Source organism: Burkholderia sp. Bp9004 (assembly GCF_003858025.1).
GTDB lineage: Bacteria > Pseudomonadota > Gammaproteobacteria > Burkholderiales > Burkholderiaceae > Burkholderia > Burkholderia diffusa.
The window spans coordinates 137,647-160,746 of record NZ_QTQD01000003.1 but is presented as its reverse complement, the minus strand read 5'-3'; the positions used below and the strand labels follow the sequence as shown (position 1 = coordinate 160,746).

Sequence of the window (23,100 nt, the reverse complement as noted above, 5' to 3'; positions counted from 1 at the left end):
GAGGTGCCGCGATGGCCATGAAGAAAACCGATCTAGAAAAGAACAAGGCGCTCAAGCTGACGCACGCGATGAAGCAGTCCAGCTCCGCCCGCTTCGGCAAGGCTGCCGAGGACGCAGCGAAGCTCGACCGCCGCGCGCAGCGCAAGCTCGACCAGGAACAGGGTCTCGTGCCGTTCGCGTGCAAGCTGAACGCCGAACTCGTCGAACAGCTGAAGGCTCGCGCCGCCACCCATCCGAACGGGATGACCGGCCTGCTGTCCGAACTGCTCGTCAACGGCCTCGCCCAGCGCGACGCGTGATCGTCGCAAATCTCGAAAATAGTCGTTGACAACGCCGTACGACATCGACAAACTCGTTCGCATGCCTACGTTCAAGCTCATCGCCATCGCGAATCATTGCCCGGTGAACATTCGAAAGAATGGATCACGGGAGGCGCTTGTGCGTTAGCATCCGAGCAGTACCGCATGTCACACAAGGCCTCACCGGAAACGGATGAGGCCTTTTTGTTCTGGTGCGCGTCATCCGTCCGGCTCAACGAATGGAGCAGACGATGGACCAGGCAAGCCCGTTGTTCGACCGTCCCGATTCGCGCCGCGTCGGTGCGATCGCGTTACCGACCGTCGTGATCCGCTTCGCGGTCGCGCCGCGCACGACACTGACCTGGCGCGCGCCGAGCGATGCGGAAATTCGCGCGCACGGCGCACCGCTGTGGATCACGCGGCCGCCGAGCGTCGACGACTACTGGGTACAACCCGGCGACGTGCTGCGCATCGCGCGCGGCGATCGCATCTGGCTCGGCACCGATGACGACCGGCCGGCCGAAGCATCGATCACGACGGCGTACGTGAGGCGCGGCGAACGGCTGAGGCGCACGCTCGCGCGAATGCAACGTTTGCTCGCCGGACGTTGGCGAAGACGGGATTGACGATGCGCGCTCACGCGCGCGGCGGGGATGCCGGAATGCGCGGAATCACCGTATCCGGAAACGGACGCACCCGCGACGCAACGCGTCGCGGGTGCGCATCGAATGACGCGGCACGCACGTGCGTGCCGCGTGCGATCGCGCGCCGTGCGCAACCTTCGCATGCATCACGTGCATCAGGTGCTGGCGGCGAGACGCGGGCCCGTGCTGCGAGGCGTGGAATCGAGGTCGGGGCGTTGCGCCGCCTGCGAGGTCACCCACGGGTCGATGCCTTGCTTTTGCACCTCCTCGAGAAATGACACTCGCGTACGCCAGTAATCCGCCTGTAATTTCGCATCGATGACGCGCTGTTCGGCTGCGAACAGTTCCATGCGCGCCGTCACGAGCATCGATGCAGCGGTTTTTTCCGGCGTGGGGGCGTGCCGCATCGCCCAACGGCTGATCCAGTTCAACATGCTGACCTCCGTGATGACGGGCGAACCCGCATCGGGCAATCGCAACCGGTCGCGCCTGCCCGAATGCGCAACGACCGTCACCGCGCTTCACCGCCCGGCCTGCACGGACTGCGACTCCCCCGCGTCGGCAACATCTGGCCGGCGTGTGCGCGCGGTGTATCTATCCTAGAAAGACTTGCCGGTTAACGCGATGACGTCTTGCAATCTTTTACACAGAAACCACAGTCGGGCTCGCACCGCGAAATGACAGTTGCGGACGCGACGGCTTCGGCGCAGGATAGCCCGATATCTGCAATCGCCAGGACTGACGAATGGCTGCTGCATGCCGCCGCGCACCCGCGCCGGTCATGCGCGCGCTCGCGCACGTATTGCGTCCGTCCTGCGTTCGCCCCTCGTGCGGGCGTGCCATTGCAGTCGCATGCCGTCGCGTTGCGGCAGCCCCCCGCATGTCGATCATGCCGTTGCGCCCGCATCGGCCGACACGGCCCGCCCGTCGTCGAATCGTTTCCATCGTTTCTACCTGCCCGCCTCGTCCGAACCGGTAAAATGCGCGCCTTCCTCGCGCGGCCGGCCTGTCCAGCCGTTCGCGCGAACGCTGCCGATCGTGCCCCGCAACTATATCGTCCGAGCTATCCGCGCTATTACAATCCGCCGATAGCGTCGCAATAGTGGCTGGTTACAGTACGCCGGCCTCGCGCTGCCTTACAACAATTCGGCACGAACAACAAGCAACACGACAACCCGACCGGAGAAACGCCTTCATGGAATCCATCAAGCGGTATTTCGGCTTCGACGAAGCCGGCACCGACTTCCGCACCGAAATACTCGCGGGCGTCACCACGTTCCTGACGATGGCCTACATCATCTTCGTCAACCCCGCGATCCTCGGCGATGCCGGCATGCCCAAGGAATCCGTGTTCGTCGCGACCTGCCTCGTCGCGGCGCTGGCATCGATGATCATGGGGCTGTACGCGAACTACCCGATCGCCTGCGCGCCCGGCATGGGCCTGAACGCGTATTTCGCGTACACGGTCGTCAAGGGGATGGGCTTCACGTGGCAGGCCGCGCTCGGCGCGGTGTTCATCTCCGGCTGCCTGTTCCTGCTCGTCACGCTGTTCCGCGTGCGCGAGGCGATCGTCAACGGCATTCCGAAATCGCTGCGCATCTCGATCACCGCCGGCATCGGCCTGTTCCTCGGCATCATCTCGCTGAAGACCTCGGGTGTGATCGTCGGCAACCCCGCCACGCTCGTCACGCTCGGCGACCTGCACAAGCACGATACGATCCTCGCGATCATCGGCTTCTTCACGATCGTCACGCTCGACCACCTGCGCGTGCGCGGCGCGATCCTGATCGGCATCATCGGCGTCACGATCCTGTCGTTCTTCTTCGGCGACAACCAGTTCCACGGCGTGTTCTCCGCGCCGCCGTCGATCGACGCGACGCTGTTCAAGCTCGACATCGGCGCCGCGCTGTCGACCGGCATCATCAACGTGATCCTCGTGTTCTTCCTCGTCGAACTGTTCGACGCGACCGGCACGCTGATGGGCGTCGCGAACCGCGCGGGCCTGCTCGTCGAGGGCAAGATGAACCGCCTGAACAAGGCGTTGCTTGCCGACAGCACCGCGATCGTCGCAGGCTCGCTGCTCGGCACGTCGTCGACCACCGCGTACATCGAAAGCGCGTCGGGCGTGCAGGCCGGCGGCCGCACGGGCGTGACGGCGATCACCGTCGCCGTGCTGTTCCTCGCGTGCCTGTTCATCGCGCCGCTCGCCGGCGTCGTGCCGGCCTACGCCACGGCACCGGCACTGCTGTACGTGTCGTGCCTGATGCTGCGCGAGATGGTCGAGGTGCCGTGGGACGATGCGACCGAAGCCGTGCCGGCCGCGCTGACCGCGCTGCTGATGCCGTTCACTTACTCGATCGCGAACGGCGTCGCGTTCGGCTTCATCGCATACGGCGGCCTGAAGCTGCTGACGGGCCAGGCCCGCACGGTCAAGCCGATCGTGTGGATCATCGCGGCCGTGTTCCTGTTCCGCTTCTTCTATCTCGGCAGCGAGTGACGCACGCGCGCCCCTGTGCGCGGCAAGATGAAACGAAAACGCCACCTTCGGGTGGCGTTTTCGTTTTGTTCTCGTTTTGGCGACGCGGGTGGTGCAAGCGAGCGCCGGTCAAGCCTCCGCCTGCCGGAGCACCCAGCGCGCGAAGGTCTGCAACGGCCCCTCGCCCAGTTCCAGCGCCTCGGGCAACACGAGACAGAAGCGCTTGACCACGCCCCGCCCGTCGGGCCAGGGCGCCGCGAGCAACCCTTGCGCGATCTCGGCCTCGACATAGAGGCGCGGCACCAGCGCGACGCCGAGCCCGGCGAGCGCCGCCGCGATCAGCATCGAGTAAAGATCGTAGCGTGCGCCGGCGGCCGGATTGCTCACCGGCAGCCCCGTCTCCTGCACGTACGCCGACCACGCATCAGGCGTCTGGCGCTTGTGCAGGCGCGGCAGCGTGCCCAGCAATACGTCCGGCTGCCCGGCCGCGAGCAGCGACGGATGGCAGACCGGCACCAGCACCTCCTCGCACAACCGGTACGTATGCATGCCGGCCCAGGCCGGATGCTCGAAGTGAATCGCCGCATCGAAACCGCTGCCGGCCAGCACGAACGGCTCCGCGCGATCGGCGAAATGCACCGTGATGTTCGGATGCTGCGTCTGGAATCCCTTGAGGCGCGGAATCAGCCAGCGCGTCGCGAATGTCGGCGTCACGGCGATATCGACGCTGCCGCCGTCGCCGGGCTGCCCCATCATGTACTGGCTGTCGCGCTCGAGCCGGTCCAGCACTTCGCGAACCTGCACCGCGTAGCGCACGCCGTTCGGCGCCAACCGCACGCGGTTGCCGACCCGCTCGAACAGCGCGACACCCAGGAACGTCTCCAGCCGGCCGATCTGCCGGCTGATCGCGCCTTCCGTCAACGCCAGCTCGTCGGCGGCGCGCGCGAAGCTTCCATGCCGCGCCGCGGCCTCGAATGCCATCAATGCCGAATTGCTCGGAATCCTGCGTCGCGTCACGATTGCTCCCGGTCCGACCGCCGTCGGTCATGGCTTGATCAAATGTCATTGAACGGTGACGAATCATCGTTTTTCCGCCATCCGCCGGCTCATTATCATGACAAAAACTCAACCCGTCGAGCAGCCATCGTCCCCGAAGGCCGCTCGCCCCCGTGGAGAAGTCATGATCTATGCCGTTGAATGCAGCATCGCCGAGCCCGCCGTCGAAGCCGAGTGGAACGACTTCTACAGCCGGATCAAACTGCCCGCGCTGATCTCCGTATCCGGCTTTCGCACGTCGCAACGCTTTCGCGCACTCGGCGGCGACGGCCCCGTCTACCTCGCGCTGCATACGATCGACGGCCCGGACGTGCTGACGTCGGCCGAGTATCGCGACAAGGGCGGCGGCAATTTCGCGCGCTGGCAGCCGCACATCGTCGAGTGGCGCCGCAACGTATACGACTGCGCGGGCCCCGCGCCGGCCGTCTCCGGCCATCAATGGCTGGCCGTTTGCGACGACCCCGCCCCGTTCGCGCGAGCTGCGATCGCAGCCACGGCCATGCATGCGGTCGCGCTGGATCGGCGGCCGGCCGCGCGCTGGCTGGCCGTCCTCACGCACGATCAGGCTCGGCTCGGGTCCGATGCCGCGATCCGGCTCTATGCACCGATGGGTGACCCACTCGTCAGCACACCGACGTCGGCAACCGCACGCTGACCGGAGCCCGACCATGCCCAGCGTCACGATCTTGATTCCCGAGGCGAGCATGCCGGCCAGCACGGCGCTCGACGCGTTGTCGTCGGCCTGCGAGAGGCTCTGCACCGACGTGCTGAGCGCCGCACCCGGCACGGTCCACGTCGCGTACATCCCGGTCCGGCACGGCTGCGGACATCCGGTCAGCGCGGAGATCCGCTTTCGCACCTCGTCATTTCGCACCCCTGAACTGATGGACCGGTTCATGACCGAACTGGATCGCGAGATTCTTCGCCACACCGGATTCGTCGCACGCATCCGCTGCTTCGGCTACGACGCCACCCACCTTCACGCCCGACATTGACCCGTGAGCACGCCTGTTCAACTCCCTTCCTTCCCGCGTCGCCAGATCGGCGATTTCACAGTGATCGCGATCAGCGACGGCACGCTGACGGCCGGCCTCGACCTGCTGTCGAACATCGACGTCGACGACGCGACCGGCATCATGCACCGGGCCGGCATACACGCGCCGTCCGACGTCAACATCAACTGCTACGTGATACGCGGGAACGGGCGCACCGTACTCGTCGACACCGGCGCCGGCGGCATCCGGAACTGGGGCGGCCTGCTGCGTCCGTCGCTGTCGCAAGCCGGCATCGATGCACGCGACATCGACACGGTCCTGCTGACGCATGCGCATCCGGATCACATCGGCGGCCTCCTGGACACGGACGGACATCCGGCCTTTCCGCAAGCGGAGGTGCTCATTCACGAACGGGAACGTGCGTTCTGGCTGGACGACGCCATGTACGAGCGAGCAAACGAGCGCGCACGCGTCAATTTCCGGATCGCGCGGCGCACGTTCGACGTGTATCGCGCGCATCTACGCACCATCGAGGCAGGCGACGTGCTGCCCGGTATCGTCGCGGTCCCGCTGCCGGGGCACACGCCCGGCCACACCGGCTATCGCGTCGAATCGCGCGGCGAGCGCCTGCTGATCTGGGGCGATCTCGTGCATTTCGCGCCGATTCAGGTTGCGCGCCCCGACGTGTCGATCGCGTTCGATCACGATCCGTCGCAAGCATCATCGACGCGCGCGGCCACGCTCGCCGAAGTCGCTTCGGATAACTTGCTGATTGCGGGCATGCACCTCGCCGACACGGGCTTCGCACGCATCGCGCGCACGAACGGCCCAACCGGCGGCGCGTATGTGCTTGGCGGGGCGGATTGAGCGAAACGGAACGCGGGCACGCCAGTGCGCCGCACGATGCTCGAATCGTGCCACGCACCGCTCCGGGCGAGCGCGCTACCGGACGAGCATGCGCCGATATGACACGGGCGCCGGTATCCGGCGCCCGCTCCGTCGCTGCCCGGTCGTCCGGCTCAGCGCCAGTTCGCTTCGTAGAAGCGCACGTAGCCGCTGCGCAGCGTCACGCATTGCGCGCGCGTCTCGGACAGCAACCGCCGTGCGGCCGCCTCGATACGCTCGCGGTGCTGATCGTACGCACCGACCATGTCCTCGAAGCGCGGCGATGCCGCACCGAAATGATCCTCCAGCGCCTCGGCGGTGATCTGACATTGAACGCGCTCGCCATTGACCAGCGCCGTGAAACCAAGCATCAGGTCGCGCCCCGAATATTCGGGCTTCTCATTCGTGAAATGAATCTGCATGGGAGCCGCCTTGTCCGGTAGAAAGCAAATGACCGCGTCCATCGTCCGCTACCGGCCGGACGAAAATTTACGCGGGCTCGCCGGCAGGGGCAGGATCCACGGGGTATCGCGCGGACACCGCATGCCGGTTGCATTCCACTTTAGACGGTTTCGCGCAGGAGGCAAATTTTGCGATGTGCGTCGTTCCGACGCGTATTTTCATCAGACCAGCGCGACATCCGGCACCGTTTGCCGGGCGGCGTCAGTGGGGATCGGTGGGCCAGATGTTCAGTGCGATCGCGGCGGTCGTGGCGCCTACCGCGATCGCGGCCGCCCCGTATTGCACCGCGTCGCTCAGGTCGAACAGCAGACCGTGGATCGCGACGGCGATGCCGCCCAGCATGATGAAGGTGGCGATGGCCGCCAGCACGACTCTCAGTTCCGTCCGAACCATGATGGGTCTCCCGAACGGATGCATGTCACGTCGCATGCATGTTGCGATGCGGAACACGGCGCGTGCGCGTTCCACTTTCATCATTGCATGCGGGCACTTAAAAGCAAGGGGTTTTTGTACGCAGTCGCACAACGCGTGCGGCGCTTGTATGATGAGGAGATATCGATAGCGGCGGCCCGGGTGGCGGATGGTGCGGCGCAAAGTGTCAAGGCGGGGCGACCGCGAAGCATGGAGCCCCAGTAAGCGCTGAAGCGCCAACTGGGGCCGACAGGAGACAAGACATGCCTCAATCTTTCGTGCTGCCCGCCACCGCGGGCCGCAACGACCTGCTCGCGCAGGCGCATGCCCGTTCGACCGCGATCGGCCTGCGCGCCAACGAGCAACCCGATTTCTCGCCGCTGTCGCGGCTCGCGCTGCGCGAACTGCTCGACACGAACCATGCGTTGTTCGCACACGCGCGCCCGGTGATGGAGAACCTCCACGCGCAGATCGCCGACACGCAAAGCCTCGTGCTGCTCACCGACGCCGACGGCGTGATCCTGCACAGCATCGGCGACGCGGACTTCATCGAAAAGGCGAACCGCGTCGCGCTGTGCACCGGCGTGTCGTGGGCCGAAGGCGCACGCGGCACCAATGCGATCGGCACCGCGCTCGCATCGGGCCAGGCGGTCGCCGTGCACGGGTCCGAGCACTTCCTGCGCGCGAACCATATCCTCACCTGCTCGTGTGCGCCGATCATCGACTCGTTCGGCCGCACACTCGGCACGCTCGACGTGAGCGGCGATCCGCGCGGCTTCAGCTCCCATACGCTCGCGCTCGTGCGGATGTCCGCGCAGCTGATCGAGAACCATCTGTTCGCGAACCAGTGCGCGGAAGCACTGCGGCTGCGCTTCCACGCCCACGAGGACTGCGTCGACTCGCTGTTCGCCGGGCTCGTCGCATTCGGCCCCGACGGCGGGCTGATCGCCGCGAACCGCAGCGCGCAATTCCAGCTCGGCGCGACCTTCGATGCGTTGCAGCATCAAGGCTGCGATGCGCTGTTCGGCATGCGCTTCGGCCAGCTCGCGCAGCAGGCAGCCCGGGCACCCGGCGCACCGTTCAGCCTCACGCTGTCGACCGGCGTGCGCGTGCTCGCACGCTGCGAATTCGCGGAAGCGCACAAGACGGCGGTCGCCGTCACGCCGCCCGCGCCCCCCGTGCGCATGCGGGCTCCGGACCCCGACGCGATCACGTTCGCGACGCTCGACACCGGCGATGCGCGGATGGCCGCCGTGCTCGAACGCGTCGCGAAGATTCGTGGACGCGATCTGCCGTTGCTGATCCTCGGCCAGACCGGCACCGGCAAGGAATGGCTCGCGCGTGCGCTGCACCAGGCATCGCCGCGCGCGGACGGCCCGTTCGTCGCGGTCAACTGCGCGGCACTGCCGGATTCGCTGATCGAGGCCGAACTGTTCGGTTACGAGGACGGCGCCTTCACCGGTGCGCGCAAGCGCGGCAGCCCCGGCAAGATCGCGCAGGCCGACGGCGGTACGCTGTTTCTCGACGAAATCGGCGACATGCCGCTCGCGCAGCAGGTCAGGCTCATGCGCGTGCTGCAGGAGCGCGCGGTGATGCCGCTCGGCGGCGCACGCGCGGTGCCGGTCGACGTGCGCGTGGTCTGCGCGACCCACCGCGACCTGCGTGCGATGATCGCCGAAGGCACGTTCCGCGAAGACCTGTTCTACCGGATCAACGGGCTCGCGGTCATACTGCCGCCGCTCGCCGCGCGCACCGACCTGCCGGCACTGGTCGAGCGGATCCTCGCGCGGCTCGGTCGCAGCGAGCCGATGCCGAGCCGCCTCGCGACCGACGTACTCGACGCGTTCATGCGGCACCGCTGGCCCGGCAATCTGCGGCAAATGACCAACGTGCTGCGCACGGCCGGCATGCTCGCCGAAGACGAAGCCGAAATCACGCTCGCGCACCTGCCCGACGATTTCTGGCTCGACTGCGACGACACACCGGCGGCACAGGCCGCACCGGCCGACACGCGCGAAGCGACGACACTGCAGAGCCACCAGGCCGCCGTGATCGACGCGGTGCTCGCGCGGCACGGCGGCAACGTATCGGCCGCCGCGCGGGAGCTTGGGCTCGCGCGCAATACCGTGTACCGCTACCTGCGCCGACACTGACGTCCCGCGCCGGCTGCCCGACGGGCGCCGGCCGCGCCGCCTTCGGGTATGCTTGCCGCTTGCCTTGCCTTGTTTTGCCGCCGCGCCGGCACCCGCTTCGCCCCATGACCGATCCCGACCACCCGCCCCTCGTACGCATCGAGCCGCTCGGCGCGACGTTCGACGCCCCCGATTCGCTGACGCTGCTCGAGGCCGCCGCGTTCGCGCACGTCAGGCTGCCGCGCTCGTGCCGCAACGGCACGTGCCGAAGCTGCCTGTGCAGGATCGTCAGCGGCAGCGTACGCTATACGATCGAATGGCCGGGTCTGAGCCGCGAGGAAAAGGCCGACGGCTATACGCTGCCGTGCGTGGCCGTAGCGACCTCGGATGTCGTGCTCGACGTGCCCGACGCGGTGATGATCGACTGAACGCGGCGAGCGCGCGTGCGCCGTCCCGCAGCAAGGATGCCCGCCTGGAGAACGTGATGACCCAGTCCACCGATCGCATCGAGAAACAAGCCTTGCTCACCGCGCCGCTGGCGCGCGTCTGGGAAGCCGTCAGCAATGCCGGGGAATTCGGCATCTGGTTCGGCGTGACGTTCGACGGGCCGTTCGTCGCCGACCGGCCGCTGTTCGGCCGCATCACGCCGACGCGCGTCGACGACGACGTCGCCCGGGCACAGGAGCCGTATGCCGGCACCGTGTTCGAGATCGTCGTCGATCGCGTCGAGCCGATGCACCGATTCTCCTTTCACTGGCACCCGTTCGCGATCGATCCGAACTTCGATTACGCGTCCGAGCCGATGACGCTCGTCACGTTCGCACTCGCCGAAGCGAACGGCGGCACGCTGCTGACGATCACCGAAACGGGCTTCGACCAGTTGATCGAAGCGCGCCGCGCAAAGGCTCGCGAGATGAACGATCAAGGCTGGGCCGCGCAGATGACGCTGATCACGAAATATCTCGCGAAGCACGCGTAAGCGTGCCGCGCGTCATGCCCGGTATCCGCGTGCCCGCATGCCCTCGCGGCGGGTGCGTGGCATAATCCGCTCCATCGCCGTTCATACCCCGCCCCGCGCATCGCATGCTGAGCCGTCGTTTCCGGAAGATCGTCAGTCTGATCGGGATGCTCGCCATCCTGATGACGACGCTCGCGCCGACGATCTCGCAGGCGCTGACGACCCAAGACCGCGTCGACTCGCTCCTTGCCGGTTACTGCACGGCCGGGCCGGCGGGCGGCAACCATGCCGGCGATGCGTCGTCGAAAAGCCTGCAGGCCCATCTGCAGGCTTGCGGCTATTGCAGCCTGCTCGCCCATACACCCGCCCTGCCCGCGCCCGAACTGACGTTCGCGGCCAACTTCCACCCGCGCGAGCATCGCGAAGCAACCCGCTTCGAAAGCCTGCGCCGCACGCTGCCGCTCACGGCCGCGCAACCGCGCGCCCCGCCGTTCGCATCCTGATTCGTCGTCACCGCGCGTGATGCCCTCGCGCATCACGCCGTGAGCACGCGCGCTGCGCGTGCATGCCGTGTCACGTTTCGAAGGACGATCTCATATTCGACCGTATTGCTCGGGGCATCGTGCCGCGCGTGCGCTCGCCCGCCTCCGGCGGCCACGCGTGCACGCACGCGCGACCATTCGTCGAATGCATCGTTCTCCTTGTCATTTCCAACCGGATCATCCCGTCATGAAAACCACTGCTTTCATTCGCGGCGCACTCGTCGCACTCGGCTTCGTCGTCGCACAGGCCGCTCACGCGCACGCACACCCGAAAAACCTGGACCCGGCCGCCGACGCCACGCTGTCGAGCGCGCCGCACGCGGTCACGATCGACTTCAGCGAAACGCTCGAACCCGCATTCAGTTCGATCGCCGTCACCGACAGCCATGGCCAGTCGGTCGTCGACGGGAAAGCCGCCATCGACGCCGGCAACCGGAAGCGGATGCATGTGGAGCTGGCGAACCTGACGCCGGGCACGTACACGGTCGCTTGGGTTGCCGTGGCGACCGACGGGCATCGCACGCAGGGCCACTACACGTTCACGCTGAAGTAACGCACACGATGCCCGCGCGGCGATCTTCACTACCCGATCAGGAACACACTCGATGAAACGCTCGATTCCGACCAGCCTGCTGTTTGCACTGCTGGCGCTGCAGGCGCCCGCCACGTTCGCCGCATCGGCCGTCCAGGCCGATGCCTGCTGGATCCGCACGATGCCGGCGACGGTGCCGTCGTCCGGTTATTTCACGCTGAAGAACGACGGCGACAAGCCCGTCACGCTCACGGGCATCGATACGCCCGCGTTCGGGATGGCGATGATGCACGAAACGCAGACGGCCGGCAGCACCGCGAAAATGGTTCACGTCGAAGCGGTCGACGTGCCCGCGCACGGCACGGTGACGTTCAGGCCGAAGGGCTATCACGTGATGCTGGAGGAACCGCGCCAGCCCGTCGCGCCCGGCGCGAAGGTACCGCTGCGGCTGCATTTCGCCGACGGCGCGACGGTGTCCGTGACCTGCGACGCGAAGGCGCCCTCCTACACCGGCCAGTAACGCCGCAACCGCATCGACCGAAGGAGACGCACATGAGCAAGGAACGCGTGCCGCTGGCCAGCCTGATCGTCCGCTACCGGACGCCACTGAACGTCGCCGTGTTGATCGCCTGCGGGTTATGGGCGGCATGGATCGCGTGGATGACGCGGCCTTCGGCGATCGATTCGCCGTCGTCGATCGCCGCATACTGCGTGCGCGACACACGCTGACGCGCCGCGCCGGTTCCGGCGGCGGTCCGCGTCATTTTGGCGTGGCATCATCGCTTCATCCCGACCGCCGGAACCCCCTCCCGGAGCAACGCATGTCCATTCAGACCTGGATGCTGTTTGCCGCCGCCTATCTCGCGACGACGCTGTCGCCGGGCCCCAACGTGCTGCTCGTCATCCGCAACACGGTGCGCTACGGCTCGCGCGGCACCGCCGCGACGATCGCGGGCAACCTCGTCGCACAAGGCGCGGTGGTCATGCTCGTCGCGCTCGGCGTCGGCGCGGTGCTGGCCGCGATGCCGCCGCTATTCATCGCGATGAAGGTCGTCGGCGCCGCGTACCTGATGTTTCTGGGCATCCGGCAACTGCGCGGCGACCGCAACGCACGCTCGCCCGACGGCCGGGCCGAGATCGTCGAGCCCGACCGCAGGAAGCTGTTCCGCGAAGCGCTGTTCGTGTCGGGCAGCAATCCGAAGACGATGATCTTCCTGTCGGCGTTCATGCCGCAGTTCATCGCACACGGTCGCCCGCTCGCGATGCAGTTCGTCGTGATGTATGCGACGATCGCATGCACCGTCGTCGTCGTGCACAGCGTCTATTCGTTCGGCGTGCGCCGGCTCCATCGTGGTATCGGCGTCAGGCCGTGGGTACGCGCGGCCAAGCGCGCCAGCGGGCTGCTGTTCGTTGGCCTCGGGATCAAGCTGCTGACCGCACGGCAGGCGTAAGCGTCCGCACGGCGACGGCCGGCGATGGCCGGCGCCGCGGCGTGATCGGAACCGTCAGTCCTTGACGGCCAGCGTGGCCGCAATCTCGCCGAACGACGGCCGTGCGTCGATCTCCTCGTTCAGGCAGGCGGCGGCCAGCGCGTCGAGTACGTGCGAACCTTCCCACGCACGCGGCTCGCATCGCGCCAGCAACTCGCCGAGCAGATGGCCGAACGCCCTGACTTCCAGCCGTTCGAGCCGCGCCGCGCGCACGCGGTCGTTCACGTCGTAGACCGACGCCGCGCCGAAATCGCCGAGCAGCGCGCCGCCCTTGCCGTCGTGCAGGATGTTGTGCGCGTACAGGTCGCCGTGCATGATGCCGCGCGCGTGCAGATGCGCTGCAACCGACGCGATGCCGAGCGCGATCCGCGACGCGTCGGCCGGCGCGAATCGCTCATCGGCCGTATAGACGTCGCGCGTGCAGGACGCAAAGCTCGGCGGCCCGGCGAGGCTCGTCAGCGCCGGATCGACCAGTTCCATCACGAGGCCGTGCGTGCCGTCCGGATGGCCGCGCACCTTGCCGATCACCGGAATCATGTTCGGGTGACGCCCGGCGTGCAGGCACGCGGCCATTTCGCAATCGGGCAGCCCGTCGCTCGTCACGGCCCCCTTGAACAGCTTGACCGCGACCGCGCGCGGCACTTGGCCGTCCACCCGCCACTGCGCGCGATGAATGACACCCGATGCGCCTTCGCCGAGCTTCCGATCGAGGGCGAGCGACGTCCAGTCGATGTCCGCGACGCCCGGCTCGGCCGAAGCCGCCGCTTCCGGCGCGGTGCCGAACGGATTGCCCGCGGACGCGAGCCACGCGAGACGCGGCAGGCGCAGCAACCAGTCGGGCAGTTCGTCCAGCCGGTTCGCCGACAGCCGCACCAGTTCGAGCGCACGGCACGCGGCCATTTCGGGCGGCAACGCGCGCAGCCGGTTGCCCGCGAGCATCAGCTTCTGCAAGCGCGAGCAGTCGCCGATCTCGGCGGGTAGCGCGTCGATTTCGTTGTCGGTCAGGATCAGCCAGCGCAGCGCGCGCGGCAGCGAACGGCGCGGCACCGTGCGGATCCGGTTCGCCTTGAAGCCGATCATGTCGAGCTGGGTGCATGTGCCGAGCACCTCGGGAAATTCGGTGAAGCGATTGCCGGACGCGAACAGGATGCGCAGGCGATGCAGCCGCGACAGGTCGTCCGGCAGCGCCGACAGCGCATTGCCGGACAGGTCGAGCACTTCGAGCGTGTCGGCCAGATCGAAGATTTCGCGCGGAAATTCGGTCAGCCCGCACGCGAGCTTGAGTTGCCGGGCGCCCGACAGCTGGCCGGCCTGCAGTTGTTCGAGGGTGGTGGTCACGGGGAGAAAGCGGATGGCAGTAGCGATGGTCGTCGGACCGATCGTCCGAATTCTACCGGGATCGCTTTCACGCATCCGCTCGCCGTGTCACACCCTCTTCACAAACGCGCGATGTAACGCTACAATTCGGCCCCTTGCAGTGCCGACGTGGTGAAATTGGTAGACACGCTATCTTGAGGGGGTAGTGGCGAAAGCTGTGCGAGTTCGAGTCTCGCCGTCGGCACCAAATACGGTTTTTCCGTGTTTCGTGCATTTGCAAAACCCGCGACAGCGCATGGCTTCGCGGGTTTTTTTATTGCGTCGGCGATGCAGGACGAAGCGCTCGGTCAGATGGACGACAAACGTCGACCCCTCGAATCCCGCGTCGATGCCTGCGTTTCCGGCGCGACGACTTCGCGTCACAGCATCGGCAACACGGCCCGGATATGCTCGGCGAACGCCGCCGTCAGATGCGACGGCCGTTTACGGTCGAACCTCAGCGTAATGCCCACCGCCGGCAACGGCGGCAACCGCGGATCGCCGTTGACGATCGCCAGGTCGGCCGGCACGGCCGTCTGCGTCATCACCGCGAACGCCTGCCCCGAGCGAACCAGCGCGATCAGCCCCGCGAGACTGCTGCTCGCATACGCGACGCGGTAATCGCGGCCGGCGCGATGCAGCGCGTCGCAGGCCGCGATGTGATCGAGCGTATCGGGATCGGACAGCGCGAGCGGCAGCGGATCGAAATGCGCGGGCTCCAGCCCCGGATAGCCGATCCAGACCAGTTGCTCGCGACGAATGATGTCGTCGTTCGCCCCGTCGTCCGGCAATGAAATCATCGCGAGATCGACCGCGCGTTTCTCGAGCTGTTCGAGCAGTCGCGGCGTCGGCCCGCATACGATTTCAACGATCGCCTGCGGATGCTGGCTCGAAAACTGCCGCAGCAGCGGCGGCAGAAACACCTCCGCGTAATCGTCCGGGCACCCGAACCGGATCGTCCCCGTCAACCCCGTGCCGCACAGGTCGGCCATTGCCTCGTCGTGCAGCCGCAGGATGCGCTGCGCATGCACGAGCAGCCGCTCGCCGGGGTGCGTCAGCACCACGCCGCGGCCAGTGCGCTGGAACAGCGGCTGGTCGACGATATCCTCGAGCCGCTTCATCTGCTGGCTAAGCGCGGACTGCGTCCGGCCGACGCGCGCGGCCGCGCGGCTGAGCGCGCGCACCTCGGCGATCACGACGAACGAACGCAGCAGGTCGATTTCGAGCGAGCGTCCCAAGATATTAGCTCCCTTTCTACCTTGCATAAGAACTATTCGTTTCCATCAAACCAGACGCGCGCCTAGACTGCAAGCGATCCCTGCCCCCTTGCCCGGAGAAGCCCGATGTCCCTGAACGACGACGCAACCTTCTGGCGCAACGCCAGGCAGCACCTGGTCCGCTACGGCGGCACGTTCGAGCCGATGATCATCGAGCGCGCGAAGGGCAGCTTCGTCTATGACGCCGACGGCCGCGCGATCCTCGATTTCACGTCGGGGCAGATGAGCGCGGTGCTCGGCCACTGCCATCCGGAGATCGTCTCCGTCATCGGCGAATACGCGGGCAAGCTCGATCACCTGTTCAGCGGAATGCTGTCGCGCCCCGTCGTCGACCTCGCGACGCGCCTCGCCGACATCACGCCCGACGGGCTCGACCGCGCGCTGCTGCTCAGCACCGGCGCGGAATCGAACGAAGCGGCGATCCGGATGGCGAAGCTCGTCACCGGCAAGTACGAGATCGTCGGCTTCGCGCAGTCGTGGCACGGGATGACGGGCGCGGCCGCATCGGCCACGTACAGCGCGGGCCGCAAGGGTGTCGGCCCGGCCGCCGTCGGCTCATTCGCGATTCCGGCGCCATTCACGTACCGGCCGCGCTTCGAGCGCAACGGCGCGTACGACTATCTTGCCGAACTCGACTACGCGTTCGACCTGATCGACCGCCAGTCGAGCGGCAACCTCGCGGCATTCATCGCGGAGCCGATCCTCAGTTCGGGCGGGATCATCGAACTGCCGGAAGGCTATATGGCGGCGCTCAAGCGCAAGTGCGAAGCGCGCGGGATGCTGCTGATCCTCGACGAGGCGCAGACGGGCGTCGGACGCACCGGCACGATGTTCGCGTGCCAGCGCGACGGCGTGACGCCCGATATCCTGACGCTGTCGAAAACGCTCGGCGCCGGGCTGCCGCTCGCGGCCATCGTGACGTCCGCGGCGATCGAGGAACGCGCGCACGAACTCGGCTACCTGTTCTATACGACGCACGTGTCCGATCCGCTGCCCGCGGCCGTCGGCCTGCGCGTGCTGGACGTGGTGCAGCGCGACGGGCTCGTCGCACGCGCGAACGTGATGGGCGACCGGCTCAGGCGCGGCCTGCTCGACCTGATGGAGCAGTTCGACTGCATCGGCGACGTGCGCGGGCGCGGGCTGCTGCTCGGCGTCGAGATCGTCAAGGATCGCCGCACGAAAGAGCCGGCGGACGGCCTCGGCGCGAAGATCACGCGCGAGTGCATGAACCTCGGGCTCAGCATGAACATCGTGCAGTTGCCCGGCATGGGCGGCGTGTTCCGGATCGCGCCGCCGCTGACCGTCAGCGAGGACGAGATCGATCTCGGCTTGTCGCTGCTCGGTCAGGCGATCGAACGCGCGCTGTAACGCCGCCGCGCGGTAACGCCCTTCTCCGCATCGTACGATTCGTCGCGCCGGTTCGAGCGACCGGCGCGACGGATTCCCGATCGATCAGCGCGTTTCGGCCGCCCACGCTTCGGCATCGGCACCGGCCGGAATGCGCATCGGGCTCGACGGGTCCGTCGCCGCGCGCCACACGGCGTCGGCAACATCCTGCGCATGGGTGATCGGCCCCGACGCATCGAGCATCCTCGCGACGGCCTTTCCGGCGAACTCCGCATAAGCCTCGTGTTCGAAGCCATGCATGTGCGCACGCGCGTTGTCGCCGAAACGCGTGTCGGGTGCACGGCCCGGCAGCACGAGATGCGCGCGCACGCCGAACGGTTCGAGTTCGACCGCCATCGATTCGGTGAACGCATTGACCGCCGCCTTGCTGGCCCGGTATGCGCCGACCAGCGGCAACACCTTCAGCGTGACGCTCGACGTGACGTTCACGATCACGCCCGCCCCACGCCGGCGAAACTGCGGCAGCACGGCCTGCGTCACCGCAATCGTGCCGATCGTGTTGGTTTCGAACAGCGCACGCACCGTGTCGAGCGGCGTGAGCTCGGCCGGCGCGGCCGCGCCGAAGCCTGCGTTATTGACGAGCACGTCGATCGGGCCGGCCGCGTCGATGGCGGCGCGGATGCTGTCCGTGTTCGTCACGTCGAGCGCCAGCACGCGCAGGCGTTCCGATGGCGGCAGCACGTCCTCGCGCGGTGTGCGCATCGTCGCGACGACCTGCCAGTCGCGGGCCAGGAAATGGCGGGCAATCTCGAGGCCGAAGCCGGAGGAACAGCCGGTGATCAGTACGGTCTTCATGCGAACTCCTGGGATGTGTTGGGCATGTGTCCGTACGATAGATGGCCGGACCCGTATTCGCTACAATCGAAAATCCGATTTTCTTTTGCGAGAGTCCGGCGATGATCGACCCGTTGACCGAAGTCGTGACGCTGCTGCAACCGGGCGCGCGGTACTCCAAGTCGGTTCACGGCGCGAGCCCGTGGTCGATCAACCGCACGGTCGCCGGCGAGCCGTTCTATTGCGCGATCCTCGACGGCGGGTGCCGGATCGCGATCGACGGGCACGCGCCGATCGAGTTGCTGCCCGGCGATTTCGTGCTGATTCCGGCGGCCTACGGCGTCGCGATGTCCAGCCTCGAACCGCCGCCGCCGGGCGTCGAAACAGGGCCGCCGGTCGCACTCGACAACGGCGAATACCGGATCGGCGATCCGGGCAACCCGGTCGACACGCGGATGATGGCTGGCAACTGCAGCTTCGGTTCGCCGGACGCAGCGCTGCTGGTGTCGCTGCTGCCGCAATTCGTGCACGTGCGCGGCGAACCGCGGCTGACCACGCTCGTGCAACTGGTGCGCGACGAATCGCGCGCGCAGCGGCCCGCGCGCGAGATCGTGCTGGCGCGCCTGCTGGAAGTGCTGCTGATCGAGGCATTGCGGTTCACGACCGAAACGAACGCGTCGCGCGGCCTCGTGCGCGGGCTCGCCGACAATCGACTGGCGGCCGCGATCCGTGGCATGCACGCGCGCCCCGCCTATCCGTGGACGGTCGTCGAACTCGCGAAGGAAGCGGCGCTGTCGCGCTCGACGTTCTTCGAACGCTTCAGCCGCGCGGTCGGCGTCGCGCCGATGGAATACCTGCTCACATGGCGCATGGCGCTCGCGAAGGACCTGCTCCGCCGCAACGAAGGCCGCATCGCCGAAATCGCGGGGCGTGTGGGCTACAGTTCCGCGAGCACCTTCAGCGTCGCGTTCACGCGGCATGTCGGGCGGCCGCCGGCGCAATATGCGCGTGACGAGCAGGCGGTGGCGAGCGAAGCATGAACCGCGCATGCACGCCACGCCGCGTGTCGCGACACGCGCCGGGCTCCCGCCCCGCTTCTCGCCCGATTGCCGGACGAACTGCCCGCGTTTGCCACCGGCATCACGCGATCTGCGTACACTGCCCGACACGCAACAACGACGCGCGAGGCATTCGATGACGACAGCGGCAAAGGACATCGGCACGACCGACCACTGGCTCGTCGCGCGCCGCGATCAGGAAACCGGCATCGAAAGCCTGCACGCGCATTTCAACGGCCATGCGTACGATGCACACGATCACGACGACATGCTGGTCGGCTTCACCGAACAGGGCGTGCAGCAATTCCAGTGCCGCCGGTCGCTGCATACGAGCGTGCCTGGCCGCGCGATCCTGATCGAGCCGGGCGCGATGCACGACGGCCATGCGCCCGAAGCCGGCGGCTTCACCTACGGCATGCTGTACCTGCCGCAAGCATGGGTCGAGCGCGCGGCGCGCCGGCTGAATCTTCCTGGCATGGGTGGCGTCGAGGCCGCTTTCGGCCATACGCTGGTCGACGATCCCACGCTCGTCGACACGATCCGCCAAGCGTTTCTGGCGATCCACGGCAACGAAGGCAGGCTCGCGCGCGACCAGACGCTCGACCGCCTGCTGACGCGGCTCGGCGGCGAACTGCGCGGCCCGCTCGCGCTGGAAAGCGGTGTCGTGCCGCCCGCGATCGCGCGCGTGCGCGATCTGCTGCATGCGCAGATGGACGGCAACATCGGGCTCGACGAACTCGCCAGCGTCGCCGGGATCGACCGGTTCCGGCTGACCCGGCTGTTTCAGCGCGCGTTCGGCACGTCGCCGCACGCGTATCTGGTGCGCTTGCGGCTGCGCGCCGCGCGCCGGCTGCTGGCAATCGGCCGCACGCCCGCTCAGGTCGCGGCCGATGTCGGCTTCGCCGACCAGAGCCACCTGGGCCGCTGGTTCCGCCGCGCGTACCGGATCACGCCGGCCGCGTACCGACAAATGTGCACAAACGTTCCAGACTGATCGCACGCGGCATCCGATCATGAGTGCCCCAATGAGGAGCAAGCATGTTCGATACGAAAGTGGCACTGATCGTGCGCGACGATCTCGCGGCGTGGCAGAAACTCAACGTGGTCGCGTTTCTCGCGACGGGCGTCGCGGCCGGCGCGCCCGACGCGCTCGGCGAACCGTACGAGGATGCGGCGGGCAACCGCTACGGCCGCATGCTCGGCCAGCCGATGCTGGTATTCGCGGCCGACCTGAACGGCCTGCAGGCCGCGCACCGGCATGCGCTGTCGCGCGACGTGAGGATCGTGCCGTACGTGCGCGCGATGTTTTCGACCGGGCACGATGCGGCCAACCGCGCAGTGTTTCGCGCCGAGGATGCGGAGAATCTGGATCTGGTCGGTCTGGCGTTGCACGGGCCGAAGAAGGCCGTGGACAAGGCGGTGAAAGGGCTCGCGTTGCACGCGTAAGCGGGTCGTGCAACGCCGCCGTTTTCGTTCGATTCGCGTTTGGGCCCACGTCGCCGAATTTGCGACGAATGAAGCAATTCCGGCGACATTTTTCTTGCAAGATGATGGGCTGCGCCGCCGGCCCGTTGCAGGCCGGCGGCTTTCTCCATCAACCGCCGAGATACGCCTGCTTGATCCGGTCGTTCGCGAGCAGGTTCGCGCCCGTGTCCGCCAGTACCACGCGTCCCGTTTCGAGCACGTAGCCGCGATCGGCCACGCCCAGCGCCTTGTTCGCGTTCTGCTCGACCAGGAACACCGTGACGCCCTCGTCGCGAATCGTCCGGATGATGTCGAAGATCTGCGCGATCACGAGCGGTGCGAGGCCGAGCGTCGGCTCGTCGAGCAGCAGCAAGCGCGGCTTGCTCATCAGCGCACGGCCGATTGCCAGCATCTGCTGCTCGCCGCCCGACATCGTGCCGGCCCGCTGCGCCGCGCGCTCCTTCAAGCGCGGAAACAGCTTGAACACATGCTCGATGCCGTCGTCGATTTCATGACGGCTCGCGAAGAACCCGCCCATCTTCAGGTTCTCGAGCACCGTCAGGCTCGGGAACACGCGCCGCCCTTCCGGCGAGATCGCCATCCCCTGCCGCATGATCTGGTGCGTCGACATCGCGGTGATGTCGTTGCCCTCGAACAGCACGCGGCCCGACGATGCGCGCGGCGTGCCGCACACGGTCATCATCAGCGTCGTCTTGCCGGCGCCGTTGCTGCCGATCAGCGTGACGATCTCGCCCTTGTTCACCTCGATCGACACGCCCGCGAGCGCCTCGACCGCGCCGTAGTGCGTATGGACCTGTTCCAGCTTCAGCATCACTCTTCCCCCAGATACGCCTTGATCACGCGCGGGTCGTTGCGGACCGCTTCCGGCGTGCCGATCACGATCGGCCGGCCGTGCTCCATCACGAGGATGCGGTCCGACACGCCCATCACGAGGCTCATGTCGTGTTCGATCAGCAACACCGATACGCCGAACTCGTGGCGCAGCTTGTCGATCAGGTGCTGCAACTCGATCTTCTCCTGCGGGTTGAGACCGGCCGCCGGCTCGTCCAGCATCAACAGACGCGGCTCGGTGATCATGCAGCGCGCGATCTCGAGACGCCGCTGGTGCCCGTACGACAGCGTGCCCGCCTGCCGGTTGGCGACCGACGTCAGCCCCATCCGGTCGAGCCAGACGGCCGCGCGTTCGAGCGCTTCCTTCTCGGCGCGGCGATACGCGGGCGTCGCGAACAGGCCGTGCAGCATCCCCGACTTCACCTTGCGATGCTGCGCGACGAGCAGGTTCTCGACGACCGTCAGCGACTTGAACAGGCGGATGTTCTGGAACGTGCGCACCAGGCCCTTCAACGCGATCTTGTGGCTCGGCAGCCCGGCGATCGCGTGGCCGTCGAGCACGACGTCGCCGCCGGTCGGCTTGTAGAAGCCGCCGACGCAGTTGAACACCGTGGTCTTGCCCGCGCCGTTCGGCCCGATGATCGCGAACACCTCGTTGCGGCGCACGTCGAAATCGATGCCGTCCACCGCGAGCAACCCGCCGAAGCGCATCTGCAGCCCGGCGACCTTCAACAGTTCTGCATTCGCGCTCATTGCGGCAGCTCCACGTGGGGACGGCTCGCGGGCAGCAGGCCCTGCGGACGCCACATCATCATCAACACCATCACCAGACCGAAGATCAGCATCCGGTACTCGGCGAACCCGCGCGCGACTTCCGGCAGCACGGTCAGCAGGATCGCCGCGAGAATCACGCCGAGCTGCGAACCCATCCCGCCGAGCACGACGATCGCGAGGATCAGCGCCGATTCGATGAAGGTGAACGATTCAGGATTCACGAGGCCCTGACGCGCGGCGAAGAACGCGCCGCCGATGCCCGCGAACGCCGCGCCGAGCGTGAACGCCGACAGCTTGATGCGCGTCGGGTTCAGCCCCAGCGAACGGCATGCGATCTCGTCGTCGCGCAGCGCTTCCCACGCACGCCCCATCGGCATGCGGATCAGGCGGCTCGTCACGAACAGCGTGAAGCCGACCAGTACCAGCGCGATCAGGTACAGGAAGATCACCATGTGCTCGCCGCTGTATTCCAGCCCGATCAGTTCATGGAAGGTCTTCGCGCCTTCGACGCTCGCCGAGCGCGCCATCTCGAAGCCGAACACCGTCGGCTTCGGAATGCTCGAGATGCCGTCCGGGCCACCCGTGAGGCTCGTCAGGTTGTTCGCAAGCAGGCGGATGATTTCGCCGAAGCCGAGCGTGACGATCGCGAGATAGTCGCCGCGCAGACGCAACACCGGGAAGCCGAGCAGGAAGCCGAACGTCGCCGAGGCGATCGCCGCAATCGGCAGGCACTCCCAGAACGACAGCCCGAAATACTGGTTCAGCATCGCGTAGGTATAGCCGCCGACCGCGTAGAACCCGACATAGCCGAGATCGAGCAGCCCCGCGAAACCGACCACGATGTTCAGCCCGAGGCCGAGGATCACGTAGATCAGCGCGAGCGTCGCGACGTCCACGGCGCCGCGCGAACCAAAGAACGGCCACACGAGCCCGACCGCGAGCAGCACCCAGATGATCGCGCGCTGCTGCTGCGCGCCCATCGCGGGCATCGCCGGCAGCTTCACCGCGGATTTCGCGCGCACGAGCCACGGCTTGAACAACTGGAACAGGAACACGGCCGCGACCGCGATCCACACCGGGCGCCAGTGCGGCGTGAGCACCACCTGATAGCCGTCGAGCTTCAACTGCAGGCCGAGCACCGGAATCGTGAGGATCGCCGTCAGCAGCGCGGCGGCCGCGGCATTCTTCAGCGCCTGGCCGATCGAGGCATCGGCGGCCGGGCGGCGAACGGAAATGACTTGACTCATCTGCGTCTC

The 23,100-nt window shown here is 67.1% G+C and carries 28 protein-coding genes and 1 tRNA gene; 19 read left to right on the top strand and 10 right to left on the bottom strand.

Going from position 1 to position 23,100, the window contains the following annotated elements; translation table 11 throughout:
- The first annotated feature begins 11 nt into the window (after positions 1-11).
- Both DIE08_RS04890 and DIE08_RS04885 read left to right on the top strand, forming a co-directional pair.
- On the top strand, positions 12-299 hold the full coding sequence (locus DIE08_RS04890; RefSeq protein ID WP_059600184.1) for a hypothetical protein: 288 nt from the start codon (positions 12-14) through the stop codon (positions 297-299).
- Between the two features lie 251 nt (positions 300-550).
- Positions 551-925 carry a DUF2917 domain-containing protein gene (locus DIE08_RS04885; protein ID WP_059600333.1) on the top strand — a complete coding sequence of 125 codons (375 nt, stop codon included), beginning with the start codon at positions 551-553 and terminating at the stop codon, positions 923-925.
- Positions 926-1,098: 173 nt separating this feature from the next.
- Here the strand turns inward: DIE08_RS04885 and DIE08_RS04880 are convergent, their stop codons facing one another.
- On the bottom strand, positions 1,099-1,377 hold the full coding sequence (locus DIE08_RS04880) for a hypothetical protein (protein ID WP_006480752.1): 279 nt from the start codon (positions 1,375-1,377) through the stop codon (positions 1,099-1,101).
- A 761-nt stretch (positions 1,378-2,138) separates the two neighbouring features.
- Between DIE08_RS04880 and DIE08_RS04870 the strand changes: the two genes are divergently transcribed.
- The gene (locus DIE08_RS04870; protein ID WP_059600185.1) at positions 2,139-3,440 is read left to right on the top strand and encodes an NCS2 family permease; all 1,302 of its coding nucleotides are present in this window, start codon (positions 2,139-2,141) and stop codon (positions 3,438-3,440) included.
- A gap of 108 nt (positions 3,441-3,548) precedes the next feature.
- On the opposite strand, the gene DIE08_RS04865 is transcribed toward DIE08_RS04870, so the two are convergent.
- A complete protein-coding gene (locus DIE08_RS04865; protein ID WP_124901293.1) occupies positions 3,549-4,400 on the bottom strand; it encodes a LysR substrate-binding domain-containing protein in 852 nt (283 codons plus the stop codon).
- A gap of 199 nt (positions 4,401-4,599) precedes the next feature.
- On the opposite strand from DIE08_RS04865, the gene DIE08_RS04860 reads away from it, so the two are divergent.
- The 3 genes from DIE08_RS04860 to DIE08_RS04850 are packed head-to-tail and all read left to right on the top strand — an operon-like array spanning position 4,600 to position 6,337.
- A complete protein-coding gene (locus tag DIE08_RS04860) occupies positions 4,600-5,130 on the top strand; it encodes a sugar ABC transporter (RefSeq protein WP_124901151.1) in 531 nt (176 codons plus the stop codon).
- Positions 5,131-5,143: 13 nt separating this feature from the next.
- On the top strand, positions 5,144-5,470 hold the full coding sequence (locus DIE08_RS04855) for a hypothetical protein (protein ID WP_124901150.1): 327 nt from the start codon (positions 5,144-5,146) through the stop codon (positions 5,468-5,470).
- A 3-nt stretch (positions 5,471-5,473) separates the two neighbouring features.
- A complete protein-coding gene (locus DIE08_RS04850; protein WP_059600189.1) occupies positions 5,474-6,337 on the top strand; it encodes an MBL fold metallo-hydrolase in 864 nt (287 codons plus the stop codon).
- Between the two features lie 152 nt (positions 6,338-6,489).
- Here the strand turns inward: DIE08_RS04850 and DIE08_RS04845 are convergent, their stop codons facing one another.
- Together DIE08_RS04845 and DIE08_RS04840 are read right to left on the bottom strand one after the other, a co-directional pair.
- Positions 6,490-6,777 carry a DUF1488 domain-containing protein gene (locus DIE08_RS04845; protein ID WP_014898618.1) on the bottom strand — a complete coding sequence of 96 codons (288 nt, stop codon included), beginning with the start codon at positions 6,775-6,777 and terminating at the stop codon, positions 6,490-6,492.
- A gap of 241 nt (positions 6,778-7,018) precedes the next feature.
- Positions 7,019-7,210, bottom strand: a complete 192-nt coding sequence (locus tag DIE08_RS04840) for a DUF2964 family protein (RefSeq protein ID WP_059527249.1) — start codon at positions 7,208-7,210, stop codon at positions 7,019-7,021.
- Between the two features lie 281 nt (positions 7,211-7,491).
- Between DIE08_RS04840 and DIE08_RS04835 the strand changes: the two genes are divergently transcribed.
- From DIE08_RS04835 to DIE08_RS04805, 8 genes are all read left to right on the top strand, one after another.
- Positions 7,492-9,381, top strand: coding sequence for a sigma-54-dependent Fis family transcriptional regulator (locus DIE08_RS04835; protein ID WP_124901149.1), 1,890 nt, complete (start codon positions 7,492-7,494; stop codon positions 9,379-9,381).
- 104 nt (positions 9,382-9,485) lie between these two features.
- On the top strand, positions 9,486-9,788 hold the full coding sequence (locus DIE08_RS04830) for a 2Fe-2S iron-sulfur cluster-binding protein (protein ID WP_059527056.1): 303 nt from the start codon (positions 9,486-9,488) through the stop codon (positions 9,786-9,788).
- 56 nt (positions 9,789-9,844) lie between these two features.
- Positions 9,845-10,339, top strand: coding sequence for an SRPBCC family protein (locus DIE08_RS04825; protein ID WP_124901148.1), 495 nt, complete (start codon positions 9,845-9,847; stop codon positions 10,337-10,339).
- A 104-nt stretch (positions 10,340-10,443) separates the two neighbouring features.
- Positions 10,444-10,821 (top strand): DUF2946 domain-containing protein, encoded by a 378-nt coding sequence (locus DIE08_RS04820; RefSeq protein ID WP_059600192.1) that lies wholly within the window; start codon positions 10,444-10,446, stop codon positions 10,819-10,821.
- A gap of 226 nt (positions 10,822-11,047) precedes the next feature.
- On the top strand, positions 11,048-11,413 hold the full coding sequence (copC, locus tag DIE08_RS04815) for a copper homeostasis periplasmic binding protein CopC (RefSeq protein WP_124622044.1): 366 nt from the start codon (positions 11,048-11,050) through the stop codon (positions 11,411-11,413).
- A 52-nt stretch (positions 11,414-11,465) separates the two neighbouring features.
- Positions 11,466-11,912: a copper chaperone PCu(A)C gene (locus DIE08_RS04810; protein WP_059600194.1), complete on the top strand. Its 447-nt coding sequence runs from the start codon at positions 11,466-11,468 to the stop codon at positions 11,910-11,912.
- 32 nt (positions 11,913-11,944) lie between these two features.
- Positions 11,945-12,121, top strand: a complete 177-nt coding sequence (locus tag DIE08_RS35500; protein WP_170296371.1) for a hypothetical protein — start codon at positions 11,945-11,947, stop codon at positions 12,119-12,121.
- A gap of 92 nt (positions 12,122-12,213) precedes the next feature.
- Positions 12,214-12,843 (top strand): LysE family translocator, encoded by a 630-nt coding sequence (locus DIE08_RS04805; RefSeq protein ID WP_124901147.1) that lies wholly within the window; start codon positions 12,214-12,216, stop codon positions 12,841-12,843.
- Positions 12,844-12,897: 54 nt separating this feature from the next.
- Here DIE08_RS04805 and DIE08_RS04800 read toward each other — a convergent pair whose 3' ends face one another.
- Positions 12,898-14,220: a leucine-rich repeat-containing protein kinase family protein gene (locus tag DIE08_RS04800; RefSeq protein WP_124901146.1), complete on the bottom strand. Its 1,323-nt coding sequence runs from the start codon at positions 14,218-14,220 to the stop codon at positions 12,898-12,900.
- 141 nt (positions 14,221-14,361) lie between these two features.
- Between DIE08_RS04800 and DIE08_RS04795 the strand changes: the two genes are divergently transcribed.
- Positions 14,362-14,446 (top strand) — tRNA-Leu (locus DIE08_RS04795).
- Positions 14,447-14,618: 172 nt separating this feature from the next.
- Here the strand turns inward: DIE08_RS04795 and DIE08_RS04790 are convergent.
- Positions 14,619-15,503 carry a LysR family transcriptional regulator gene (locus tag DIE08_RS04790; protein ID WP_185715831.1) on the bottom strand — a complete coding sequence of 295 codons (885 nt, stop codon included), beginning with the start codon at positions 15,501-15,503 and terminating at the stop codon, positions 14,619-14,621.
- 78 nt (positions 15,504-15,581) lie between these two features.
- On the opposite strand from DIE08_RS04790, the gene DIE08_RS04785 reads away from it, so the two are divergent.
- The gene (locus DIE08_RS04785) at positions 15,582-16,883 is read left to right on the top strand and encodes an aspartate aminotransferase family protein (protein ID WP_124901144.1); all 1,302 of its coding nucleotides are present in this window, start codon (positions 15,582-15,584) and stop codon (positions 16,881-16,883) included.
- Positions 16,884-16,967: 84 nt separating this feature from the next.
- On the opposite strand, the gene DIE08_RS04780 is transcribed toward DIE08_RS04785, so the two are convergent.
- Positions 16,968-17,717 (bottom strand): SDR family oxidoreductase, encoded by a 750-nt coding sequence (locus DIE08_RS04780; RefSeq protein ID WP_124901143.1) that lies wholly within the window; start codon positions 17,715-17,717, stop codon positions 16,968-16,970.
- A gap of 41 nt (positions 17,718-17,758) precedes the next feature.
- Between DIE08_RS04780 and DIE08_RS04775 the strand changes: the two genes are divergently transcribed.
- The 3 genes from DIE08_RS04775 to DIE08_RS04765 all read left to right on the top strand — a co-directional run bounded on the left by DIE08_RS04775 (position 17,759) and on the right by DIE08_RS04765 (position 20,200).
- Positions 17,759-18,736, top strand: coding sequence for an AraC family transcriptional regulator (locus tag DIE08_RS04775; protein WP_124901142.1), 978 nt, complete (start codon positions 17,759-17,761; stop codon positions 18,734-18,736).
- A gap of 154 nt (positions 18,737-18,890) precedes the next feature.
- Positions 18,891-19,748, top strand: a complete 858-nt coding sequence (locus DIE08_RS04770) for an AraC family transcriptional regulator (RefSeq protein WP_124901141.1) — start codon at positions 18,891-18,893, stop codon at positions 19,746-19,748.
- A gap of 44 nt (positions 19,749-19,792) precedes the next feature.
- Positions 19,793-20,200, top strand: a complete 408-nt coding sequence (locus DIE08_RS04765; RefSeq protein WP_059600202.1) for a DUF2000 family protein — start codon at positions 19,793-19,795, stop codon at positions 20,198-20,200.
- Between the two features lie 148 nt (positions 20,201-20,348).
- Here the strand turns inward: DIE08_RS04765 and DIE08_RS04760 are convergent, their stop codons facing one another.
- From DIE08_RS04760 to DIE08_RS04750, 3 genes are read right to left on the bottom strand one after another with little or no spacing between them, the layout of a single operon-like run.
- Complete coding sequence (locus DIE08_RS04760) at positions 20,349-21,050, bottom strand: ABC transporter ATP-binding protein (RefSeq protein ID WP_006484776.1); 702 nt, start codon at positions 21,048-21,050, stop codon at positions 20,349-20,351.
- A complete protein-coding gene (livG, locus tag DIE08_RS04755) occupies positions 21,050-21,823 on the bottom strand; it encodes a high-affinity branched-chain amino acid ABC transporter ATP-binding protein LivG (RefSeq protein ID WP_059600203.1) in 774 nt (257 codons plus the stop codon). The genes DIE08_RS04760 and livG overlap by 1 nt, the downstream gene beginning before the upstream one ends.
- Positions 21,820-23,091, bottom strand: a complete 1,272-nt coding sequence (locus tag DIE08_RS04750; protein WP_059447699.1) for a high-affinity branched-chain amino acid ABC transporter permease LivM — start codon at positions 23,089-23,091, stop codon at positions 21,820-21,822. The genes livG and DIE08_RS04750 overlap by 4 nt, the downstream gene beginning before the upstream one ends.
- Between the last annotated feature and the right edge of the window lie 9 nt (positions 23,092-23,100).